Consider the following 17,464-nt stretch of genomic DNA (forward strand, 5'->3'; position numbering starts at 1 on the left):
TGAACATGCAACTGGTGTGCAACCTCAATCCGCCTCTGCGCGCGCTGTACGTACTGGTCGGGATCCTGCTTCTGGCCTACGCTCTGTACGCGCATCTGCTGGTGCCGGGCATCACGCTCCTGTTGCTGATAGTAGTCGGAGTCCTTTTCATAGTTACCGGTTCGGCAGGTCATTGAATGCTGTGCCGGGTGTTAGGTGTTAACACCAACAAGAAGAAGTCATAAAAATATGGCGAATAACAAGACCGTCCTCTTAAAGATCAAACGCCAAAACGACCCAGGGAGCAGTCCCTACTGGGAGGAATTCGAGCTGCCCTGGAAGCCAGGGATGAACGTCATTTCCTGCTTCATGGACATCGCCGCCAACCCGGTCAACCGCCAGGGCAAGGCGACCACCGCCATCACCTACGATTCCAACTGCCTGGAAGAGGTGTGCGGATCGTGCGCCATGCGCATCAACGGCAAGGCGCGCATGGCCTGCTCCGCGCTGGTGGACCAGCTCGACAAGCCCATCACCATCGAGCCGTTCTCCAAGTTCCCTGTCGTGCGCGACCTCGCCGTCGACCGCCAGGTGCTCTTCGAGAACCTCAAGAAGGTCAAGGCTTGGGTGCCGATCGACGGCAGCTACGACCTCGGCGCCGGCCCCAAGCTGTCGCCCGAGACCCAGGAAGAGGCCTATCCCTATTCGCGCTGCATCTCCTGCACCTGCTGCATGGAGGCCTGCCCGCAGTTCAACGAGAGCACGGGATTTGTGGGCGCGGCGACCATCGGCCAGGTCCGCCTGTTCAACATGCACCCCACCGGCGCCATGCTGAAGCGCGAGCGCCTGGCGGCGTTGATGGGCGACGGCGGCATCCACGAGTGCGGCTACGCCCAGAACTGCGTCGAGGTCTGTCCCAAAGACATCCCCTTGACCCGCGCCATCTCCGACGTCGGCCGCCAAGTGATGTTCCAGGCCCTCGGCGACCTGTTCCGGAAGTGACGGCGTTTGGCGGGCGCGAGCCCGCCGACGTCGTCCCGAGCCGCGGCGCAGCGGGGTCGATGGTTCGGCCGGTGGCGCCCGGGTCCGGTTGCCTTTCTGGATAACAAATGCACTTAAAGTCTTGCTTTAACTACGCCTGCAATGACCTCAGTCCATCGTCCTTCGCACCGGCCGGTCAGTACCCTTTTGTCATACCTTTGGGGGCAGATTCCTCTGGACGCTTTGCACCACCCCTGGTGTACACTCCCCCCACGTAAGCAAGCGAATTCGGGTGGTTTGAGGTTTGGCTTTGACTCGGCACATTCGGCACATAACGGTGGCTGTCCTGTTGGTTACATTCGCCTCGCCCGCGTTCCCCATGAGCGCCCGACGGACGAAGTACCGCAGTTCGCAGCGCGTGCGACCGGTCCGCTGGAACCCGCTCTTGCGCGGCTCGCATGAGTCCATGCTGCGGCAGAACGAAGAGATCGACAAGCTCAACCTGCCACGCATCATGGACGACGACCAGCTCAACGAGCTGATCGCCCGCCAGGACCTGGTGCCCATCGACGAAAGCCAGGCGTTGCGCGTCGCCCCCAACCTCGAGGCCAACCGCCGCTACTGCCGCCCCTGGACCCGCGAATTCCTCGACGATATCTCGCAGGCCTATTTCCAGGAGTTCCACCAGCCGATCCAGGTCAATTCGGCGGTTCGGACGGTGGAGCAACAGCACAAGCTGCGCCGCCGCAACCGCAACGCCGCCGCCGAGACTGGCGACATCACCTCCTCTCACCTGGGCGGCCTGACCGTCGACTTGAACAAGCGCGGTCTCCCCCGCAAGCAGCGCCAGTGGATCTCGGAGTACGTCTACCAGCTCCAGCAGGCCGGCCTGGTGGAGGCTGCCGAGGAGCGCCGCCAGCCCGTGTTCCACATCATGGTCTACGACGGCTATACTGCTTGGCGCGAAGCCAACCGGATGGCCGACCAGTCAGGGACCAAGTAAGCCCCCTAGCGATACTTTGACGGTGTCATCCTGAGCGGGGGCGCTATGCGCCCAAGTCGAAGGACCTTTATCCGGCCGGGCTTCCCCACAACAAATGAGACCTCAACGATTCGCACTCCTCTCCGTCCTGCTGCTGGCTGTCAGCGTCACGGCCCAGGTCCCACCGAAGAAGCCGGACCCGCCCGCCGCGAGCAAGTTCGACCCCCTGGCGCTGCACACTTCGTCCATCGTCATCGACACCCACGCCGACACCACCCAGCTCATGCTGGATGAGAATTACGACCTGGCCACGCCCGATCCGGCCGTGAACGTGAATCTCGAGAAGGCCAGGGCCGGCAACCTGGGCGCCGAATTCTTCTCCATCTGGGTGGAGCCCAAGTACAAGGGGCAGTACGCCCACCGCGCGATGCAACTGATCGACGCCGTATACCAGCAAGCCGCCAGGCACCCCAACGAGATGGTGATGGCGTTCTCCGCCGACGACATCGTGAAAGCCCGCACCGGGCCCAAGAAGCGGCTGGCAGCCTTGCTGGGGATCGAAGGCGGCCACGCCATCGAGAACGACCTCGGCATCCTGCGCGACTTCTACCGCCTCGGCGTCCGCTACATGACGCTGACCTGGTCGAACACCAACGACTGGGCCGATTCCTCCGGCGACATCGAGAACAAGGAAATCCCGCACCACAACGGCATCACCGACCTCGGCGTCGACGTCATCCGCGAGATGAACCGCCTGGGCATGTTGGTGGACATCTCCCACGTCTCCGACCGGACCTTTTACCGCACCCTGGTGGTCAGCCGCGCCCCCGTGATCGCCTCGCACTCCTCCGCCCGCGCTCTCAGCCACCACCCACGCAACATGACCGACGATATGCTTCGCGCCCTGGCCCGCAGCGAAGGCGTCTGCATGGTGAACTTCTTCTCCGCTTTCGTGGACGAGGATTTCCGCAAGCTGTTCGAGGCCCGCCGCGACGAAGCCCGGGAGGCCGTGGCCAAGGCCCAGGAGGAGTACAGCCGGGCGCACAACGGACAGGTTCCGCCGTACACCGTCGAAGAGCACATCAACCGCGAGTATGCCGCCAAACTGCCCCGCCCACCGCTCAAGTCGCTGATCGACCAGATCGACCACATCGCCAAAGTGGCGGGCTGGCAGCACGTCGGCCTGGGCTCGGACTTCGACGGCGTTTCCGGCATGCTGCCGCAGGGCATCGACTCCGCCGCCGACTTACCGAAGATCACAGTCGAACTCGCCAAGCGCGGATACACCGCCGAGCAGATCCGCGGCATCCTGGGCGAGAACTTCCTCAGGGTGTTTCGCGAGGTGGAACGCGTCAGCCGCGAACTGAAAAAAGAGACGCCCCTCGGCAAGGAGCCCCTCGGCGCCGGAGAGAACAGATGACGTGGGGCCGCCCGAATCGGCCGCCGACGTTTATAATCTCTCGTTTGTTCCAGGAGCCGACATGCGCACTACTTTGATCGCTTTCTTGCTCAGCGCGTCCCTTGTTGCCGCTCAAACAGCGGCCCAGAAACCCGCGGCCACGGCGACCAAGAAACCCTCCGCCGGTACCGCTGCACCCGCGGCCGGCAATCCCAGGGCCATCTTCGACACCACCGCGGGCACGCTCGCCTGCGACCTCTTCCCCAAGCAGGCGCCGCAAGCCGTCGCCAGCTTCATCGGCCTGGCGAATGGAACCAAGGACTGGACGAATCCGGTCTCGCACATGCCGAAGAAAGGTGTTCCGCTCTACGACGGCACGATCTTCCATCGCGTGATCCCGAACTTCATGATCCAGGGGGGCGACCCCGCCGGGGACGGCACCGGTGAGATCGGATTCCGGCTGCAGGATGAGCTCAAGCCCGATTTGAAGTTCGATCGCGCCGGCCGGCTAGCGTATGCGAATTCCGGCCCCAACACCAGCGGATCTCAATTCTTTATCACGGAGGTCCCAGTCCCGGGATTGGATGCGTGTCTCGATGCGAAGGGCTGCACTCGAGGCGGCCAGCCTGTGCCCAAGGGATGGGGATACACGATCTTCGGCCAGTGCGACGCCGCGACGGTCGAAATGGTCAAGAAGATCGCCCGCGCCCCGCGTGATCCGCGCAACGACCGGCCGTTCAAGCCGGTGAAGATCAACCACATCACCATCGAGCAGCCGGGAGCATCAACAGCGGCAAAGAAGCCCGCAGATAAGCCGGCTGCCACCACACCGACGAAGAAATAAGCCGGCCGGGGAGTCGCTGCCCACGATCCCCGGCCCGCGAACCGCTACTGAAAGGAAATCTATGGCACGCCAGCCCGGAACCTACGCCATCTTCGATACCACGGAAGGCCAGATCGTCTGCCGCCTGTTTGAGAAGGAAGCGCCCAAGACGGTCAAGAATTTCACCGATGTCGCCGAAGGCAAGCGCGAGTGGACACACCCGGTCACGAAAAAGAAGTCGAGCGACCGCCTTTACGACGGCACCATCTTCCACCGCGTGATCCCCAACTTCATGATCCAGGGCGGCGACCCGGCCGGCACCGGCTTCGGCGGCCCGGGCTACCAGTTCGAAGACGAGACCAAGGGCTCGCCCCACCGCTTCGACAAGAAGGGCAAGTTGGCCATGGCCAATGCCGGGCCCAACACCAATGGCAGTCAGTTCTTCATCACCGTGGCGGCCACCGACTGGCTCACGGGGAACCACACCATCTTCGGCGAGGTGGTCGAGGGCCAGGATGTTGTGGACAAGATCGCCAACCTCCCGCGCAACCGCCAGGACCGCCCCAACACCGAGGTGAGGGTCAACTCGGTGAAGATCGAACGGGCCTGACCGCGGATGCGAATGTGGATGGTCCCGCCCCGCAGGATGTGCCGCAAGCATCTGCTGGGGGAGCACGTAGAGATCCACATGGCGGTCGCGTCGCTGCGCCTGGGGAAGTCCCTCAACGGCTTCTTGGAAAAAGGTCTGCTCGAGCTCGGCAGCCTGCGCTCCCGGCACGACGAATTAGTCGTCGAGATGCTGCGCCGCGGCTACCGCCACAACTCGCCGCTGGGCCCGGTTCCCCGCCGCAAGGGCGGCAAGGTCGATCGTCCTGCCAATGCCCGCGAACTCGCCCGCCGCTGCCAAGACTGCTTTCGCGCCTAATGCGGGTTTCGCGCAGCTGCTCCAAACAACAGAAAACCCGCCCTTCCGGACGGGTTTTTCTGGGTACTTGGTACTGAGTACTTGGTACTTCTTCCTACACCGCGATCACGTGCACCAGCTCCTCGACGGCGCCCGCGCTCTTCTTCAGGGCGGCGTCCTCTTCCGGCGTCAGCTTGATCTCGATGACGTCCTCGATGCCGCGCTCGCCCAACTTGCAGGGCACGCCGACGAACAGGCCTTTGATCCCGTACTCGCCCTCCAGGTACGCGGCGCAGGGCATGATCTTCTTCTTGTCTTTCAGGATGGCCTCGACCATCTCGCACACTGCGGCCGACGGCGCGTAGTACGCCGAACCGGTCTTCAGGTACTTCACGATCTCGGCGCCGCCGTCGCGCGTGCGCTGCACCAGGCGGTCGATGGTGGCCTTGTCCATCAGCTCGGTGATGGGGATGCCGGCGACCGTCGAGTACCGCGGCAGCGGCACCATGGTATCGCCGTGTCCGCCCAGTACGAAGGCAGTCACGTTCTCGACCGAGACTTTCAGCTCCATGGCGATAAACGCGCGGAAGCGCGCCGAATCCAGCACGCCCGCCATCCCGATCACGCGGTTGCGTGAGAACCCGCTGATCTTGTACGCCGCCTGCGCCATCGCATCCAGTGGGTTGGACACGATAATCAGGATCGAGTTTGGCGACTGGGCGACCACCTTGCCCACCACGTCCTGCATGATCTTGTAGTTGGTGTTGAGCAGGTCGTCGCGGCTCATCCCCGGCTTGCGCGGGATGCCGGCGGTGATCACGACGATGTCGGAGTTCGCCGTGTCCTTGTAGTCGTTCGTCCCCAGCACGAACGAGTCTCTTTTCTCGATGGGCATGGCCTCCAGCAGGTCCAGGCCCTTGCCTTCGGGGATGCCTTCCAGGATGTCGATCAGGACGACGTTGCCCAGCTCTTTCGACGCGATCCAGTGGGCCGCCGTCGCGCCCACGTTCCCCGAGCCTACGATGGTGATCTTCTTACGCATAGGATGAGTCCTTTCTGAGTGCGGCACGCTGGCGCGCCCGCCGGAATGAATCGAACCGGAGATTGTACCGCTTAATGGGCCGTTATGAATGAGTCAAACATCATCGGCCCGCCGTTCCGACGGGCCGATGCCTTACTTCAGTTCGTTATCTAAAGTTAGTCGGCCGCTACCGCCTTGGCTTCCATATTCTCGATGATGAAGGTGCCGAACTCGCTGCACTTCACCTTGGTCGCCCCTTCCATCAGACGATGGAAGTCGTACGTGACCTTCTTCTGCTCGATGGTGCGGCGGATGCCTTCCTCGATCAGTGTCGCCACTTCCTTCCATCCCATGAACTCGAACATCATCGCGCCCGACAGCATGACCGAGCCGGGGTTGATGACGTCCAGGTCCGCGTACTTCGGGGCCGTTCCGTGCGTCGCCTCGAAGATGGCGTAGCCGTCGCCGATGTTGGCGCCCGGAGCGATGCCCAGCCCGCCGATCTGCGCCGCGCACGCGTCGGAGATGTAGTCGCCGTTCAGGTTCGGGGTGGCCAGGACCTGGTATTCGTCCGCCCGGGTCACCACCTGCTGGAAGATCGAATCGGCGATGCGGTCGTTGACCAACAGCTTCTTCTTCCACACGCCGTTTCCGTGCGTCTTGTAGATCGAATCCAGGCAGGCCCTGACTTCCTTGTAGATGGTCTCGCGGAACTCCGGCGTGGCGAACTCCAAGCCGGGCTCCACCAGGTTGGCGTTCTGCTCGATCGTGATATTCGGGTTCTTGTCCTTGTTGTCGATGATCCAGCTCTCGCGCTCGGTGACCACCTTGTCGCGGAACTCTTCGACCGCCAGGTCATAGCCCCACTGCCGGAACGCGCCCTCGGTGAACTTCTGGATGTTGCCCTTGTGCACCAGCGTGACCTTGCTGAGGCCGTGCTCCAGGGCGTGCTGGATGGCCCGGCGCACCAGGCGCTTCGTGCCGGTGACCGAGATCGGCTTGATGCCGATGCCACTGTCGGTGCGGATCTGCTTCTTCCCGCCCTTCAGCATCTCCTTGTTCAGGAAGTCGATCAGCTTCTTGACCTCGGGTGTGCCCTCCTCCCACTCGATGCCGGCGTAAACGTCTTCCGTGTTCTCGCGGTAGATGACCACGTTCATGCGGTCGGGACGCTTCACCGGGCTGGGCGCTCCCAGCCACTTCACCGGGCGCACGCAGGCGTAGAGGTCGAGGATCTGGCGCAGCGCAACGTTCAGCGATCGGATGCCGCCGCCCACCGGGGTGGTGAGAGGACCCTTGATGCTGATGCGGAATTCCTTGAGCGCGTCGACGGTTCCGTCGGGCAGCCAGGTCTTGAACTTCGCCATGGCCTTCTCGCCGGCGAAGGTCTCGTACCATACGATCCGGCGCTTGCCGCCGTACGCCTTCTTCACCGCAGCGTCGAACACGCGCACGCTCGCCTTCCAGATGTCGCGCCCCGTGCCGTCGCCCTCGATGAAGGGGATGATCGGGTTGTCGGGGATGGTGTACTTGCCGTTGCTGTAAGTGATCTTGGTGCCGTCGGTGGGCACCGGGACCCCATTGAATGATGCCGCCATTCGCTCTACCTCCGCTGGATATTAAAGAGACGGTTGATTATAGGGGATTTCCCGGGTAGCTGCGGAAGGCAAAAAGTCACAGCCATTTGTGACATGCCTCACAAGGCGGCGCACCTGGGGTCACTCGGAGCCGTGCAGCGCACGGCGTGGCGTGGGCGCAGGTCTCCGACCCGCGCAGCGCGCTTACTCGCGCACCACCCTGTCGTACACCGCCCGCACCACGCGGAACGCCTGCTCCATCTCACCGGCCAGCCCCTGCGGGAAGTCCCGCCGCAGGATTCGCGCCACCAGCAACTCCGTCGTCTCCCGGCCGTGTTCGGTCCCCGGCAAGGACTTCCGCGCCTTCCCCTGCACCAGCCGGATCACGTGCTCCACCGTCCGCAGCAGCTCTGCGGCATGGTCCAGCGTGGCGCAATCGGCGTCGCTCAGAACCCCGTGCTCGGCTAGCGCGTAGAGTCGCTCCCGGATATTCCCGCCCGCATCCTCCACCGCATGCAGCACGGTCAGGTAGGAGCAGACGAAATCGATGTCGTAGAACCCTCCCGGCGCCACCTTGAAGTTGCCGGGCTCGTCGGATTTCTCCAGCTTGGCGCGCATGGCACGCACCGCGGCGGGGAACGTCGGATCGGCCACGAACCGCGGGAAGTGCTGCCCCGCCGCTGAGATCGCCCGCGCTCCCAGCTCCTCCGCGCCTCCCACGAAGCGCAGCTTGGTGAAGGTGAGCGCCTCCCACGCCTGCGCCTCCTGCTCGAAGTAGGCGGCCAGCGTGGCCGGCGTGATCACCAGCTCGCCCTCGCCCCCACGGGGACGCAAGCGAGCGTCCACCGCGAACATCGTGCCCTCCTTGGTGTAGGCCGCCAGCGCGCCGACGATCTGCTCCGCCGTTTTGTGCGCCTGGACCGGGTCGGTGGTTTCGTCGCGCACGAACAGCAGGTCGGCGTCCGATCCCACGTCGAACTCCCACGTGCCCAGCCGCCCCAGCGCCAGCACCGCGAATCCTTCTGGCGTGCCGGCGATGGCCAACGACGCCTGGATCGCTTCGTCCGCCACCTCGCTCATCTCCCAAAGCGACTCGTACACCGGGCGGTGCTCCATGATGTCCCGCACTCCGGCTGTGAACACCCGGTGGCGGTAGTGCTGCCGCAGCAGCGCCAGCTTGTCCGTGTGCGGGACGCTGGTGGTGGCGATGTAGTCGAAGACCGAATCCTGCCCCCGCGGACGTTCGCGGCCGGCGAACAGCTCCTGCCCCCAGGCCGGCGTTTCCGGGATCTCCGCCACGGTCGCGATCTCCTGCGGATGTCGCACCAGGATGTCGGTCAGGAAATCGCTCACCGCGAGCAGCCGGATCGCCCGCTCCACCGCTCCAGGCTGCCGGATGACGGCCGCGTACCGCTCCGAGCTGGTAAAGGCCGAACTCAGGAAGCGCTGCAGGTTGCGCCGCGTGCGCGCGGTCAGGTCGCGGCTGGCGACCACGTCGTGCAGTTCCGGCGCGTCTGCTGCCAGCCGTTCCAGGATCTGCTGGAACGATTGCTCCCGTCCGCTCTCGCCTGCGCTCGGAGACAAGTAGAACTCCCCTGCCTCGCGCTCCTGCCGGCCGTGCTGCTGCGCGGCGTGGATGATCCGCTGGTAGATCGCCGCCACCGCCTGCATGCGCTGCCGCAGCGCCTCCACCAGCCCGTACGCCGCCACTTGCCCGGTCCGGTCCGGGCCCACGGTGCGGTAGAGCACCGCCAGCTCGTCGGGGGCGGCGGGCAGCCGGTGCACTTGCTGCCCGCGACGCACCTGCAAGCGGTGTTCGACCCTTCGCAGGAATTCGTACGCCCACGTCAGCTCGTGAAAGTCCTTGCCGCTGAGGTGTCCTTTGTCGTGCAGCTTTTGCAGCGAGAACAGCGTTCCGCCCGAGCGCAGCCACTGCTCCGCGCCGCCGTATACGCGCTGCAGGCATTGCACCAGGAACTCGATGTCCCGGATGCCGCCCCGGTCCAGCTTCACGTCCAGCGTGCTCTCCGCCGGGCGCAGCGCCGCCCTCCTCCGCCGTGATGCTCCGATCTTTTCGCGCGTATGAATCGCGGTTTCGATGGCGGCGAAGTTCAACTCCCGCTTGTAGACGTGCGGCTGCACCCCACGGATGAACTCGCGCGCCAGCATCACGCTCCCCGCCGAGTGCCTCACCTTGATCATGGCCTGCTGTTCCCAGTCGTGCGCGGTCTCGGCGTAATAACGCTGAGCATGGCTGAGCGCCACCGCCGGCTCCCCTTCCCTGCCCTGCGGCCGCAGGCGAAGGTCGATGCGGAAGACCGCGCCTTCCTGCGTTACCCGCGACAGCACCTCCGTGACCTGCTGCGCCAACCGGATGAAATATTCGCGGTTGGAGATCTCCCGCGGCTCGGCGGGCTCTCCGTCGCCGTAAATGAAAAGCAGGTCGATGTCGGAGCTGTAGTTCAGTTCGTTGCCGCCCAGCTTCCCCAGCGACAGGACCGCAAAGGGCACCTCGACCACCCGCCCCTGCGTGTCCATTCGCTGCGGCTCGCCGCAGCGGTTGCGCATCTGCTGGTCGGCATGGCGCAGCGCCTCCTCGATGAGGACGTCCGACAGCGCCGAGATCTCCGCCGTGGTTTCGGCCAGCGCGGCGATCCCCAGCACGTCGCGCAGCAGGATGCGCACGTACTCCCGCCGCTTGAAGCGCGCCAGCAGCACCGAGATATCGGTCTCGAACGAGCGCGACCGGAAGCGCGCGATGCTCTCCCGGTAATCCTCGCGTGAGTGCGATCGGTCCAGGTTCTTCTCCCGCGCCAGGGTATGGAACAGGTCGGGGCTCTGGATCAGCGTCTCCCCCAGCCACGGGCTGTAGGCGAAGACCGCGACCGCGTAGTGCACCAGGAAGCGATTGCGCTCCAGCACGCGCAGGACTTCGGAGTTCTCCGGCGTGGCCAGCCGCTCGAAGCAGTTGAGCGCGGTATCGGGGTCGGGGGAGTCGGCCAGCAGCGTGGGAAGGGCCTCCCGCACACCCGCGGGGACACGCTCCCTCACCTGCGCCAGCGTCTGTTGCGCCCGCTCTCGGTCCCGGAAGCTGATCTGGGAGACGGCCCCTGCCAGGTCCACGGCTCTAATTAACCACAGAGGGCATGGAGGAACCCAGAGGAAATACTTCTGCCTGCGTTGCTGGGGCTGGCGTGGGCGCGACCCGCCGGGCCGTCATGACGCATCAAAGTCGATGCGGATCGTGAGCAGGCTGGTCCCAAAGCCGCGGACAGCCATGGCGTTAAGCCACCTGGCGGGATTCTGCCGGGCCAGCCAGCGCTGCCGTTCGCGGGGGTCATCCTCCGGCAGCAGGTACGCCGTACCCTCCCGCCAGCGCATGCGCAAACCCTCGCGCACCTTGACGCGCACGCGAGCTTTTGCCGCGATGTTGCGCACGTACCCGGCTTCCATGCCATGTTCGGCGACCAGCCAGAATCGGTCGCCCACCCGGCCGTCTCCCACCGGCGTTCGCCGCGGCTGGCCGCTCTTGCGGCCTATGGTTTCCAGAAGCGCGTAGCCCGGCGGCACCAATCCCAGCGCGAACAACAGCTTGATGGGTGGATTGAGCGCGTACTTCTGGAGCGCATGAACGACTCGCCGCTTCATGGCAGCTCTTCCTCGGATGTCAACGGAATCATACGCAAGAGGGTGCACTCAGGAGGAGTAGAAAAAAGGGCCCGGCGCTTGCCGGACCCGTAGTTTCCTCACCGCTAAGGTCGCGGTTTAGATGTCGTAGTACAGCGCGAATTCGTACGGATGCGGCCGCAGCCGCACCGCCTGTTCTTCCTTCTCCCGCTTGTAGTTGATGTACGTGCCCAGCAGCTCTTCCGTGAACACGTCGCCCTTGAGCAGGAACTGGTGATCGGCCTCGAGCGCGTCCAGCGCCTCGCCCAGCGAGCCCGGCATCGACGGCACCTTGGCCAGCTCTTCCGCGCCCAGGTCGTAGATGTCCTTGTCCAGCGGCTGTCCGGGATCGATCTTATGCTCGATGCCGTCCAAGCCCGCCATCAGCATGGCCGCGAACGCCATGTAGGGGTTGCAGCTCGGGTCCGGAGGCCGGAACTCCACGCGCTTGGCCTTGGGGCTGGCCGAGTACATGGGGATGCGGCACGCCGCCGAGCGGTTGCGCCGCGAGTACGCCAGGTTGACCGGAGCCTCGAAGCCCGGCACCAGGCGCTTGTAGGAGTTGGTGGTCGGCGCGATGATGGCCGCCAGCGCCGGTCCGTGCTTGATCAGCCCGCCGATATACCACAACGCCGTCTGGCTCAGGCCCGCGTAGCCGTCGCCCGCGAACAGAGGCTTGCCGCCCTTCCACAGCGACTGGTGCGTGTGCATGCCGCTGCCGTTGTCCTGGAACAGCGGCTTGGGCATGAACGTCACCGTTTTGCCGTACTGGTTGGCCACATTCCGCACGATGTATTTGTAGAGCATCATGTGGTCGGCCGAGATCACCAGCTTGTCGAACTTCAGGTCGATCTCCGTCTGCCCGCCGGTCGCCACCTCGTGGTGATGGCACTCCACTTCCATCCCCGCCGCCTGCATGGTCATCGCCATCTCGGTGCGCAGGTCCTGGTAATGGTCGGTCGGGGGTACCGGGAAGTAACCTTCCTTGTATCGCGGACGGTAGCCCAGGTTGTTCTCCACCCGCCCCGAGTTCCAACGGCCTTCCTCGGCGTCGATGAAGTAGAACCCCATGTTCTCTTTCTGGTCGAAACGGATGTTGTCGAAGATGAAGAACTCGGCCTCAGCGCCGTAGTACGCCGTGTCCGCGATGCCGGTCGACGCCAGGTACATCTCCGCCTTCTTCGCGATGTACCGCGGGTCGCGGTCGTACCGCTGTTTCGTGACCGGATCGATCACGTCGGAGATCATCACCAGCGTCGGCACCTCGGTGAACGGGTCCAGCATGAACCAGCTCGGGTCGGGGATCAGCAGCATGTCGCTCTCGTGGATCGCCGCCCACCCCCGGATCGACGAACCGTCCATCCCAAACCCTTCCTCGAATGAGTCCTCGGTGAACTGGTCGATGGGATAGGAAACGTGGTGCCAGAGTCCGGGAAGATCGGTGAACCGCAGGTCGAGCAGCTTCACTCCATTCTTCTTCACGAACTCCATGACGTCCTTCGGAGTTGCCATTCTTCGCTCCTTTCGCGCTCTGCGCGGGCTTCGAACTTGCTGTTGTTCTATTGGTTTACAAGCGGAACTTCAAGAAATGCACAAATATCTTCTCTGGCTCACGTGGCCGCTCCGGCGTCTGCTCTGCCAGAAATCCGGCCTCAGCCTGGCCCGGGTACACTACAATCGTCTCGTTTTCTCCCGGGACACTACAGCTTACGGCGCGGTTTTCCAACAGGGAAATTCATACTTTTTATGGCGCCGATAAGCTCCGCTTATTCCCGGAAAGGGACCCGGTTTCATTGAGTTAGGCTGTGCCTTGCGCCAGTCGTAACCGCGATTTTCAAAGCAGAAAACTGAGTACCGAGTACTGAGTACTTATTTCATGGACTTTGATCAGCTCGAAACATTCCTAGAGGTCGCCAAACATAATTCTTTCTCCCGCGCGGCGGAGCGCCGCTTCCGCACCCAGCCGGCCATCTCTGCCCAGATCCGCTCCCTCGAGGAGGAGGTCGGCGCCAAACTCTTCGACCGCTCCGGCGGCAAGGTCGCGCTCACCGCGGCCGGCAAGATCTTCCACAAGTACTCCGAGGACGCCCTCGAATCCCGCCGCCGCCTCATCGCCGCCCTGGGCGAGATGGAGCGCGAGCCCCGCGGCGAGATCATCGTCGGCGCCAACGAGGGCACCTGCCTCTACATCCTCCCCGAGGTCTTCGCCCAGTTCAAGAAGCAGTACGGCGCCGTCGCCATCACCGTGAAGCGCTCGGAAAGCTCCAAGGTCCTCGAATCCATCGTCGACAACTCGGTGGATTTCGGCGTCGTTTCCCTTCCCGTAGCCGACAATCGGCTGACCGTGGTGCCCATCCATCGCGACGAGCTGATCGTGATCTCCGCCCCGCAGCATCCTCTGGCGAAGATGAAGTCGGCGGCGCTGGCCGAGATCATCAAGTTTCCGCTGCTGTTGCCCAAGGCCGGACGCACCCGCGACGCCATCGACGATCTCTTCGACGAGCGCCGCCTCAAGCCCAACATTTCCATGGAGCTCGACTCCAGCGAGTTGCTCAAGCGCTTTGTCGCCGCCGACGTCGGGGTCGGCTTCATCGCCCGCTCCAACGTGCGCGAGGAAGTGCAGCTCGGCACCCTGGCCGCCATGGCCCTCTCCGACGCCCACATCAAGCGCGATCTTGGCCTGGTCTTCCGCAAAGACAAGGCCCTCTCCCGCGCTGCCCTGGCCTTTATTGACATCGCGGTCAAGCTCAAGCCCGCCGCCAAGTCCGCTCTCTAGATTTTCTTCCTTGGTGCCTGCCTTCGTGTCCCTCGTGTCCTTTGTATTAAGGCTTTAGGTTTTTCAATTTCCCATTCACTCGATTGGCCGATTACCCGATTTCGGTTTTGTGTTACATTTTTTCCTTCTGCCACGTATCCTGTGCTCCGCCGGAGGGTGTTCGAATTGAGCAAAGACATGGTCCCCAAGCGCCTGTTTCTCACCAAGGGGGTGGGGAAGCACAAAGAGCGGTTAACTTCCTTCGAGTTGGCGCTGCGGGACGCGGGCATCGCCGCGCAGAACCTGGTCCGGGTCTCCTCCATCTTCCCCCCGCACTGCAAGCTCATCGCGCGTAAGGACGGTCTCAAGTACCTCAGTCCTGGTGAAGTCGTATTTGCCGTCGTCGCCGAGAATTCCACCCGCGAGCCCCACCGCCTGGTAGCTTCCAGCATCGGCATCGCCATTCCCGCCGACCGCTCCACCTACGGATACCTCAGCGAGCACCATTCCTTCGGCGAGACCGACGACGTCGCCGGCGACTACGCGGAAGAGCTTGCCGCCGAGATGCTCGCCACCACCCTCGACGTCGAATTCGACCCCGACCGTTCCTGGGACGAGAAGAAGGAGATCTACCGCATCTCCAACAAGATCGTGCGCACCATGAACATCACCCAGTCCGCCGTGGGCGACAAGCGCGGCCGCTGGACTACCGTCATCGCCGCCGCCATCTTGATCTTTGACTGAGGCGATACCCACTTCCTGAGAAAAGATTATAGATGGTGTCATCCTGAGCGAGGCGTGGCCTTGGCGCGCCGAGTCGAAGGACCCCTACTCTCCTGATACCATCCACTGTCCATGTTCTCCCGCTACTTCGCCTTCGATCAGCACGGCACTACCCTCCGCCGCGAGATCACGGCGGGCATCACCACTTTCATGACGATGTCCTACATCGTCGTGGTGAACCCCGCCATCCTGAAGGCGGCTGGCATCCCTGCCGAGCCCAGCATGGTCGCTACCATCCTGACCGCCATCTTCGGCACGCTCCTCATGGGCCTCTACGCCAACCGGCCCTTCGCCATCGCCCCCTACATGGGCGAGAACGCTTTCATCGCCTTCACCGTCTGCCAAGTGCTCGGGTTCCCCTGGCAGAAGGCCCTGGGCGCCGTTTTCCTTGGTGGCGTGCTCTTTACCCTACTGACCATCCTCCGCATCCGCCAGTGGTTGGTGGACGCCGTGCCCCCCGGCCTGCGCTACAGTTTTGCAGTCGGCATCGGCCTCTTCCTAACCTTCATTGGGCTGAACGAGACCGGCATCGTCGCCCTCGGCATCCCCGGAGCCCCGGTCAAGACCGGACACCTCACCAGCCTTCCCATTCTCTTGGCGATTGTCGGCTTCTTGATCATGGCGGTGCTGATGATGCGCCGCGTGCCCGGCGCCATCCTCATCGGCATTGTGGTCACCGCCGCGCTCGCGTTTCTGACCGGAGTTGCTCCGCCGCCGCACGCCTGGATCAGTATGCCGCCCAGCCCCGCGCCCATCATGCTCCAGCTCGACCTGCGCGGCATCTTTACCTGGAGCTTCTTCCCCGTCGTGCTCACCATCCTGGTCATGGCCTTCGTGGACACCATGGGCACGCTCATCGGCGTCTCCGCCCGCGCCGGTTTCCTCGACGAACACGGCAACTTGCCGCAGATCGAGCGTCCCATGCTGGCCGACGCCCTCTCCACCACCTTCGCGCCCCTGGTCGGCACCACCACCGCCGGCGCCTACATCGAGTCTGCCACCGGCGTCGAGGCCGGCGGCCGCACCGGCTTTACGGCCGTCGTCACCGCCGCCTGCTTCGCCCTGGCACTGTTCTTCTCGCCCTTTGTCTCTGCCATCCCCGCCCAGGCTTTCGGACCGTCGCTCATCATCGTCGGCCTGCTCATGGTCGCGCCCATCACCCGCATCAATTTTCAGGATTACAGCGAGCTTATCCCCGCCTTCGCCGTCATCGGTCTGATGAGCTTCACCTACAACATCGGCATCGGCATCACCGCCGGCTTCGTGCTCTATCCGTTCTTTAAGCTGGTCGCCGGACGCGCGCGCGAGGTGAAGGCAGGCTTGTGGGTCCTTGCAGCGCTCTCGCTTCTCTTCTTTATCTTCTATCCGTACACATAAAGCGATTAGCGATTAGCCGTTAGCGCTTAGCCCCTAATCCCCACGGCTAAACGCTAGTTGCTAATCGCTAATAGCTGTACCAAGCCTAGCGGCTCTTGATTCCGAGACGCTCAAACACCGCCGCCACGATGATCGGCAGCCCCACCGTCGCGTCCAGGAACACTTCGCCGAACCGCCCGCCGTCGGCCGGTGGCACGAACTTGCCCCAGGAGATCGCCTCACTGTATGGGCTTCCCGACAGCCCGCCCCAGTACACCGGCTCGGGACAGATGCGCAGGCCATAGTGATACCGCTTCAGGGGGACGCTCTCTCCCGAACGCCGGTGACGCAGCTCGATGTACGGCCCGAACTGTTGCGCCCAGTTCCGGGGCACCCCTCCCCCGATGGTGAAGATTCCCAGCTTCTTCTGTTTGAGCAGCGTGTCCGCAAAGTGGTTCAGGTCGAGGAACGGGTTGAACTGTATCTCCGCTTTGCCTTTCTCCACCCGCATGCGGTTGGTCAGCGCGAAATCCAGGCCCAGCTCGGAGTCGGTAAATGCGGGCACGAATACCGGCACATTCTTCTCGTAGGCCGACTTCAGGATCCCCCGCTCTTTGGTCTTCTTGTGCAGGTGCTCGCCGATCGCCCGGTTCAGCTTGTACGAGCACGCGACCTCTTTCGGATCCCACTTTTTCAGCACCTCGCCGAAGACTTCTTCGACATGGTCGAGGTTGGTTTCGGGCTCTAGCGTGTCGTAGACGCGGTTGTATCCCGCCTCGTAGAGCTCGACGTCGTTCATCTTGGGGTCGTAGCGGAAGTGTGCCTTGCCTGTGGCCTCCACCAGACCGTGCGCCATCAGCGCGCCGGTCGAGACGATGGCGTTCACGATCCCGTGGTCGATCAGGTCGGTGATGACCAGCCCCTGCTTGGCCACGGTCATGGCGCCCGCTAGGGTCATCACCACGAAGCAGTCCTCGTCGCGTGCCATCGCCTCCAGCACGTCCGCCGCCTCGCCTAGCTGCCGGCCGGTAAATGCCGTGTCCGCCATGGCGCGCACCAGGTCATCGATCCCGCGCACCTTGCTCAGGTCGAGCGGATACACCGGGCTCAGCTTGTCTTTGACCGGGTCATGCAGATGGCGCTCGATCCCAGCGCCTTCGTGGCTGCCTTTCTTCAAGACTTCACCTCGCAAGAGTGCTATTTCGTGCTGGATGAAACAGATGAAGCTAACTTGCCGC

General features: G+C 63.6%; 16 protein-coding genes. 10 read left to right on the plus strand and 6 right to left on the minus strand.

All coding sequences use genetic code 11. The features are described from left to right. Positions 1-5 precede the first annotated feature (5 nt). The 7 genes from LAN37_06115 (at position 6) to LAN37_06145 (ending at position 5,089) form a co-directional block, all read left to right on the plus strand. Positions 6-176 carry a hypothetical protein gene (locus LAN37_06115; GenBank protein ID MBZ5646784.1) on the plus strand — a complete coding sequence of 57 codons (171 nt, stop codon included), beginning with the start codon at positions 6-8 and terminating at the stop codon, positions 174-176. A 52-nt stretch (positions 177-228) separates the two neighbouring features. Beyond that, entirely contained in the window at positions 229-981 is a 753-nt protein-coding gene (sdhB, locus tag LAN37_06120; GenBank protein MBZ5646785.1) for a succinate dehydrogenase iron-sulfur subunit, read from the plus strand. Positions 982-1,339: 358 nt separating this feature from the next. Further along, on the plus strand, positions 1,340-1,963 hold the full coding sequence (locus LAN37_06125; protein MBZ5646786.1) for a DUF5715 family protein: 624 nt from the start codon (positions 1,340-1,342) through the stop codon (positions 1,961-1,963). Positions 1,964-2,057: 94 nt separating this feature from the next. Beyond that, positions 2,058-3,362, plus strand: coding sequence for a dipeptidase (locus LAN37_06130; protein ID MBZ5646787.1), 1,305 nt, complete (start codon positions 2,058-2,060; stop codon positions 3,360-3,362). 61 nt (positions 3,363-3,423) lie between these two features. Continuing rightward, complete coding sequence (locus tag LAN37_06135; protein ID MBZ5646788.1) at positions 3,424-4,185, plus strand: peptidylprolyl isomerase; 762 nt, start codon at positions 3,424-3,426, stop codon at positions 4,183-4,185. Positions 4,186-4,246: 61 nt separating this feature from the next. Further along, positions 4,247-4,774: a peptidylprolyl isomerase gene (locus LAN37_06140; GenBank protein ID MBZ5646789.1), complete on the plus strand. Its 528-nt coding sequence runs from the start codon at positions 4,247-4,249 to the stop codon at positions 4,772-4,774. 6 nt (positions 4,775-4,780) lie between these two features. Further along, positions 4,781-5,089, plus strand: coding sequence for a pyrimidine dimer DNA glycosylase/endonuclease V (locus LAN37_06145; GenBank protein ID MBZ5646790.1), 309 nt, complete (start codon positions 4,781-4,783; stop codon positions 5,087-5,089). Positions 5,090-5,183: 94 nt separating this feature from the next. Here the strand turns inward: LAN37_06145 and mdh are convergent, their stop codons facing one another. From mdh to glnA, 5 genes are all read right to left on the minus strand, one after another. Next, the gene (gene mdh, locus LAN37_06150) at positions 5,184-6,110 is read right to left on the minus strand and encodes a malate dehydrogenase (GenBank protein ID MBZ5646791.1); all 927 of its coding nucleotides are present in this window, start codon (positions 6,108-6,110) and stop codon (positions 5,184-5,186) included. A gap of 155 nt (positions 6,111-6,265) precedes the next feature. Beyond that, positions 6,266-7,687 carry an NADP-dependent isocitrate dehydrogenase gene (locus LAN37_06155; GenBank protein MBZ5646792.1) on the minus strand — a complete coding sequence of 474 codons (1,422 nt, stop codon included), beginning with the start codon at positions 7,685-7,687 and terminating at the stop codon, positions 6,266-6,268. 183 nt (positions 7,688-7,870) lie between these two features. Beyond that, positions 7,871-10,789, minus strand: a complete 2,919-nt coding sequence (locus LAN37_06160; protein MBZ5646793.1) for a DUF294 nucleotidyltransferase-like domain-containing protein — start codon at positions 10,787-10,789, stop codon at positions 7,871-7,873. A gap of 93 nt (positions 10,790-10,882) precedes the next feature. Further along, complete coding sequence (locus LAN37_06165) at positions 10,883-11,314, minus strand: nitroreductase family deazaflavin-dependent oxidoreductase (GenBank protein ID MBZ5646794.1); 432 nt, start codon at positions 11,312-11,314, stop codon at positions 10,883-10,885. A gap of 117 nt (positions 11,315-11,431) precedes the next feature. Beyond that, positions 11,432-12,844, minus strand: coding sequence for a type I glutamate--ammonia ligase (gene glnA, locus LAN37_06170; GenBank protein MBZ5646795.1), 1,413 nt, complete (start codon positions 12,842-12,844; stop codon positions 11,432-11,434). Between the two features lie 364 nt (positions 12,845-13,208). Between glnA and LAN37_06175 the strand changes: the two genes are divergently transcribed. The 3 genes from LAN37_06175 to LAN37_06185 all read left to right on the plus strand — a co-directional run bounded on the left by LAN37_06175 (position 13,209) and on the right by LAN37_06185 (position 16,247). Continuing rightward, complete coding sequence (locus LAN37_06175) at positions 13,209-14,108, plus strand: LysR family transcriptional regulator (GenBank protein ID MBZ5646796.1); 900 nt, start codon at positions 13,209-13,211, stop codon at positions 14,106-14,108. Positions 14,109-14,285: 177 nt separating this feature from the next. After that, positions 14,286-14,831 carry an arginine decarboxylase, pyruvoyl-dependent gene (locus LAN37_06180; GenBank protein MBZ5646797.1) on the plus strand — a complete coding sequence of 182 codons (546 nt, stop codon included), beginning with the start codon at positions 14,286-14,288 and terminating at the stop codon, positions 14,829-14,831. A 111-nt stretch (positions 14,832-14,942) separates the two neighbouring features. Continuing rightward, positions 14,943-16,247 (plus strand): NCS2 family permease, encoded by a 1,305-nt coding sequence (locus tag LAN37_06185; protein MBZ5646798.1) that lies wholly within the window; start codon positions 14,943-14,945, stop codon positions 16,245-16,247. Between the two features lie 85 nt (positions 16,248-16,332). Here LAN37_06185 and LAN37_06190 read toward each other — a convergent pair whose 3' ends face one another. Continuing rightward, complete coding sequence (locus LAN37_06190) at positions 16,333-17,403, minus strand: deoxyhypusine synthase family protein (GenBank protein MBZ5646799.1); 1,071 nt, start codon at positions 17,401-17,403, stop codon at positions 16,333-16,335. Between the last annotated feature and the right edge of the window lie 61 nt (positions 17,404-17,464).

The sequence above is a fragment of the Terriglobia bacterium genome (genome assembly GCA_020073495.1).
GTDB lineage: Bacteria > Acidobacteriota > Terriglobia > Terriglobales > Acidobacteriaceae > JAIQFD01.

What these genes read in the sequence shown, in the direction of transcription:
- LAN37_06115 (MBZ5646784.1), top strand. Translation starts at nt 6, where the DNA reads ATGCAACTGGTGTGCAACCTCAATCCGCCTCTGCGCGCGCTGTACGTA.
- sdhB (MBZ5646785.1), top strand. Translation starts at nt 229, where the DNA reads ATGGCGAATAACAAGACCGTCCTCTTAAAGATCAAACGCCAAAACGAC.
- LAN37_06125 (MBZ5646786.1), top strand. Translation starts at nt 1,340, where the DNA reads ATGAGCGCCCGACGGACGAAGTACCGCAGTTCGCAGCGCGTGCGACCG.
- LAN37_06130 (MBZ5646787.1), top strand. Translation starts at nt 2,058, where the DNA reads ATGAGACCTCAACGATTCGCACTCCTCTCCGTCCTGCTGCTGGCTGTC.
- LAN37_06135 (MBZ5646788.1), top strand. Translation starts at nt 3,424, where the DNA reads ATGCGCACTACTTTGATCGCTTTCTTGCTCAGCGCGTCCCTTGTTGCC.
- LAN37_06140 (MBZ5646789.1), top strand. Translation starts at nt 4,247, where the DNA reads ATGGCACGCCAGCCCGGAACCTACGCCATCTTCGATACCACGGAAGGC.
- LAN37_06145 (MBZ5646790.1), top strand. Translation starts at nt 4,781, where the DNA reads ATGCGAATGTGGATGGTCCCGCCCCGCAGGATGTGCCGCAAGCATCTG.
- mdh (MBZ5646791.1), bottom strand. Translation starts at nt 6,110, where the DNA reads ATGCGTAAGAAGATCACCATCGTAGGCTCGGGGAACGTGGGCGCGACG.
- LAN37_06155 (MBZ5646792.1), bottom strand. Translation starts at nt 7,687, where the DNA reads ATGGCGGCATCATTCAATGGGGTCCCGGTGCCCACCGACGGCACCAAG.
- LAN37_06165 (MBZ5646794.1), bottom strand. Translation starts at nt 11,314, where the DNA reads ATGAAGCGGCGAGTCGTTCATGCGCTCCAGAAGTACGCGCTCAATCCA.
- glnA (MBZ5646795.1), bottom strand. Translation starts at nt 12,844, where the DNA reads ATGGCAACTCCGAAGGACGTCATGGAGTTCGTGAAGAAGAATGGAGTG.
- LAN37_06175 (MBZ5646796.1), top strand. Translation starts at nt 13,209, where the DNA reads ATGGACTTTGATCAGCTCGAAACATTCCTAGAGGTCGCCAAACATAAT.
- LAN37_06180 (MBZ5646797.1), top strand. Translation starts at nt 14,286, where the DNA reads ATGGTCCCCAAGCGCCTGTTTCTCACCAAGGGGGTGGGGAAGCACAAA.
- LAN37_06185 (MBZ5646798.1), top strand. Translation starts at nt 14,943, where the DNA reads ATGTTCTCCCGCTACTTCGCCTTCGATCAGCACGGCACTACCCTCCGC.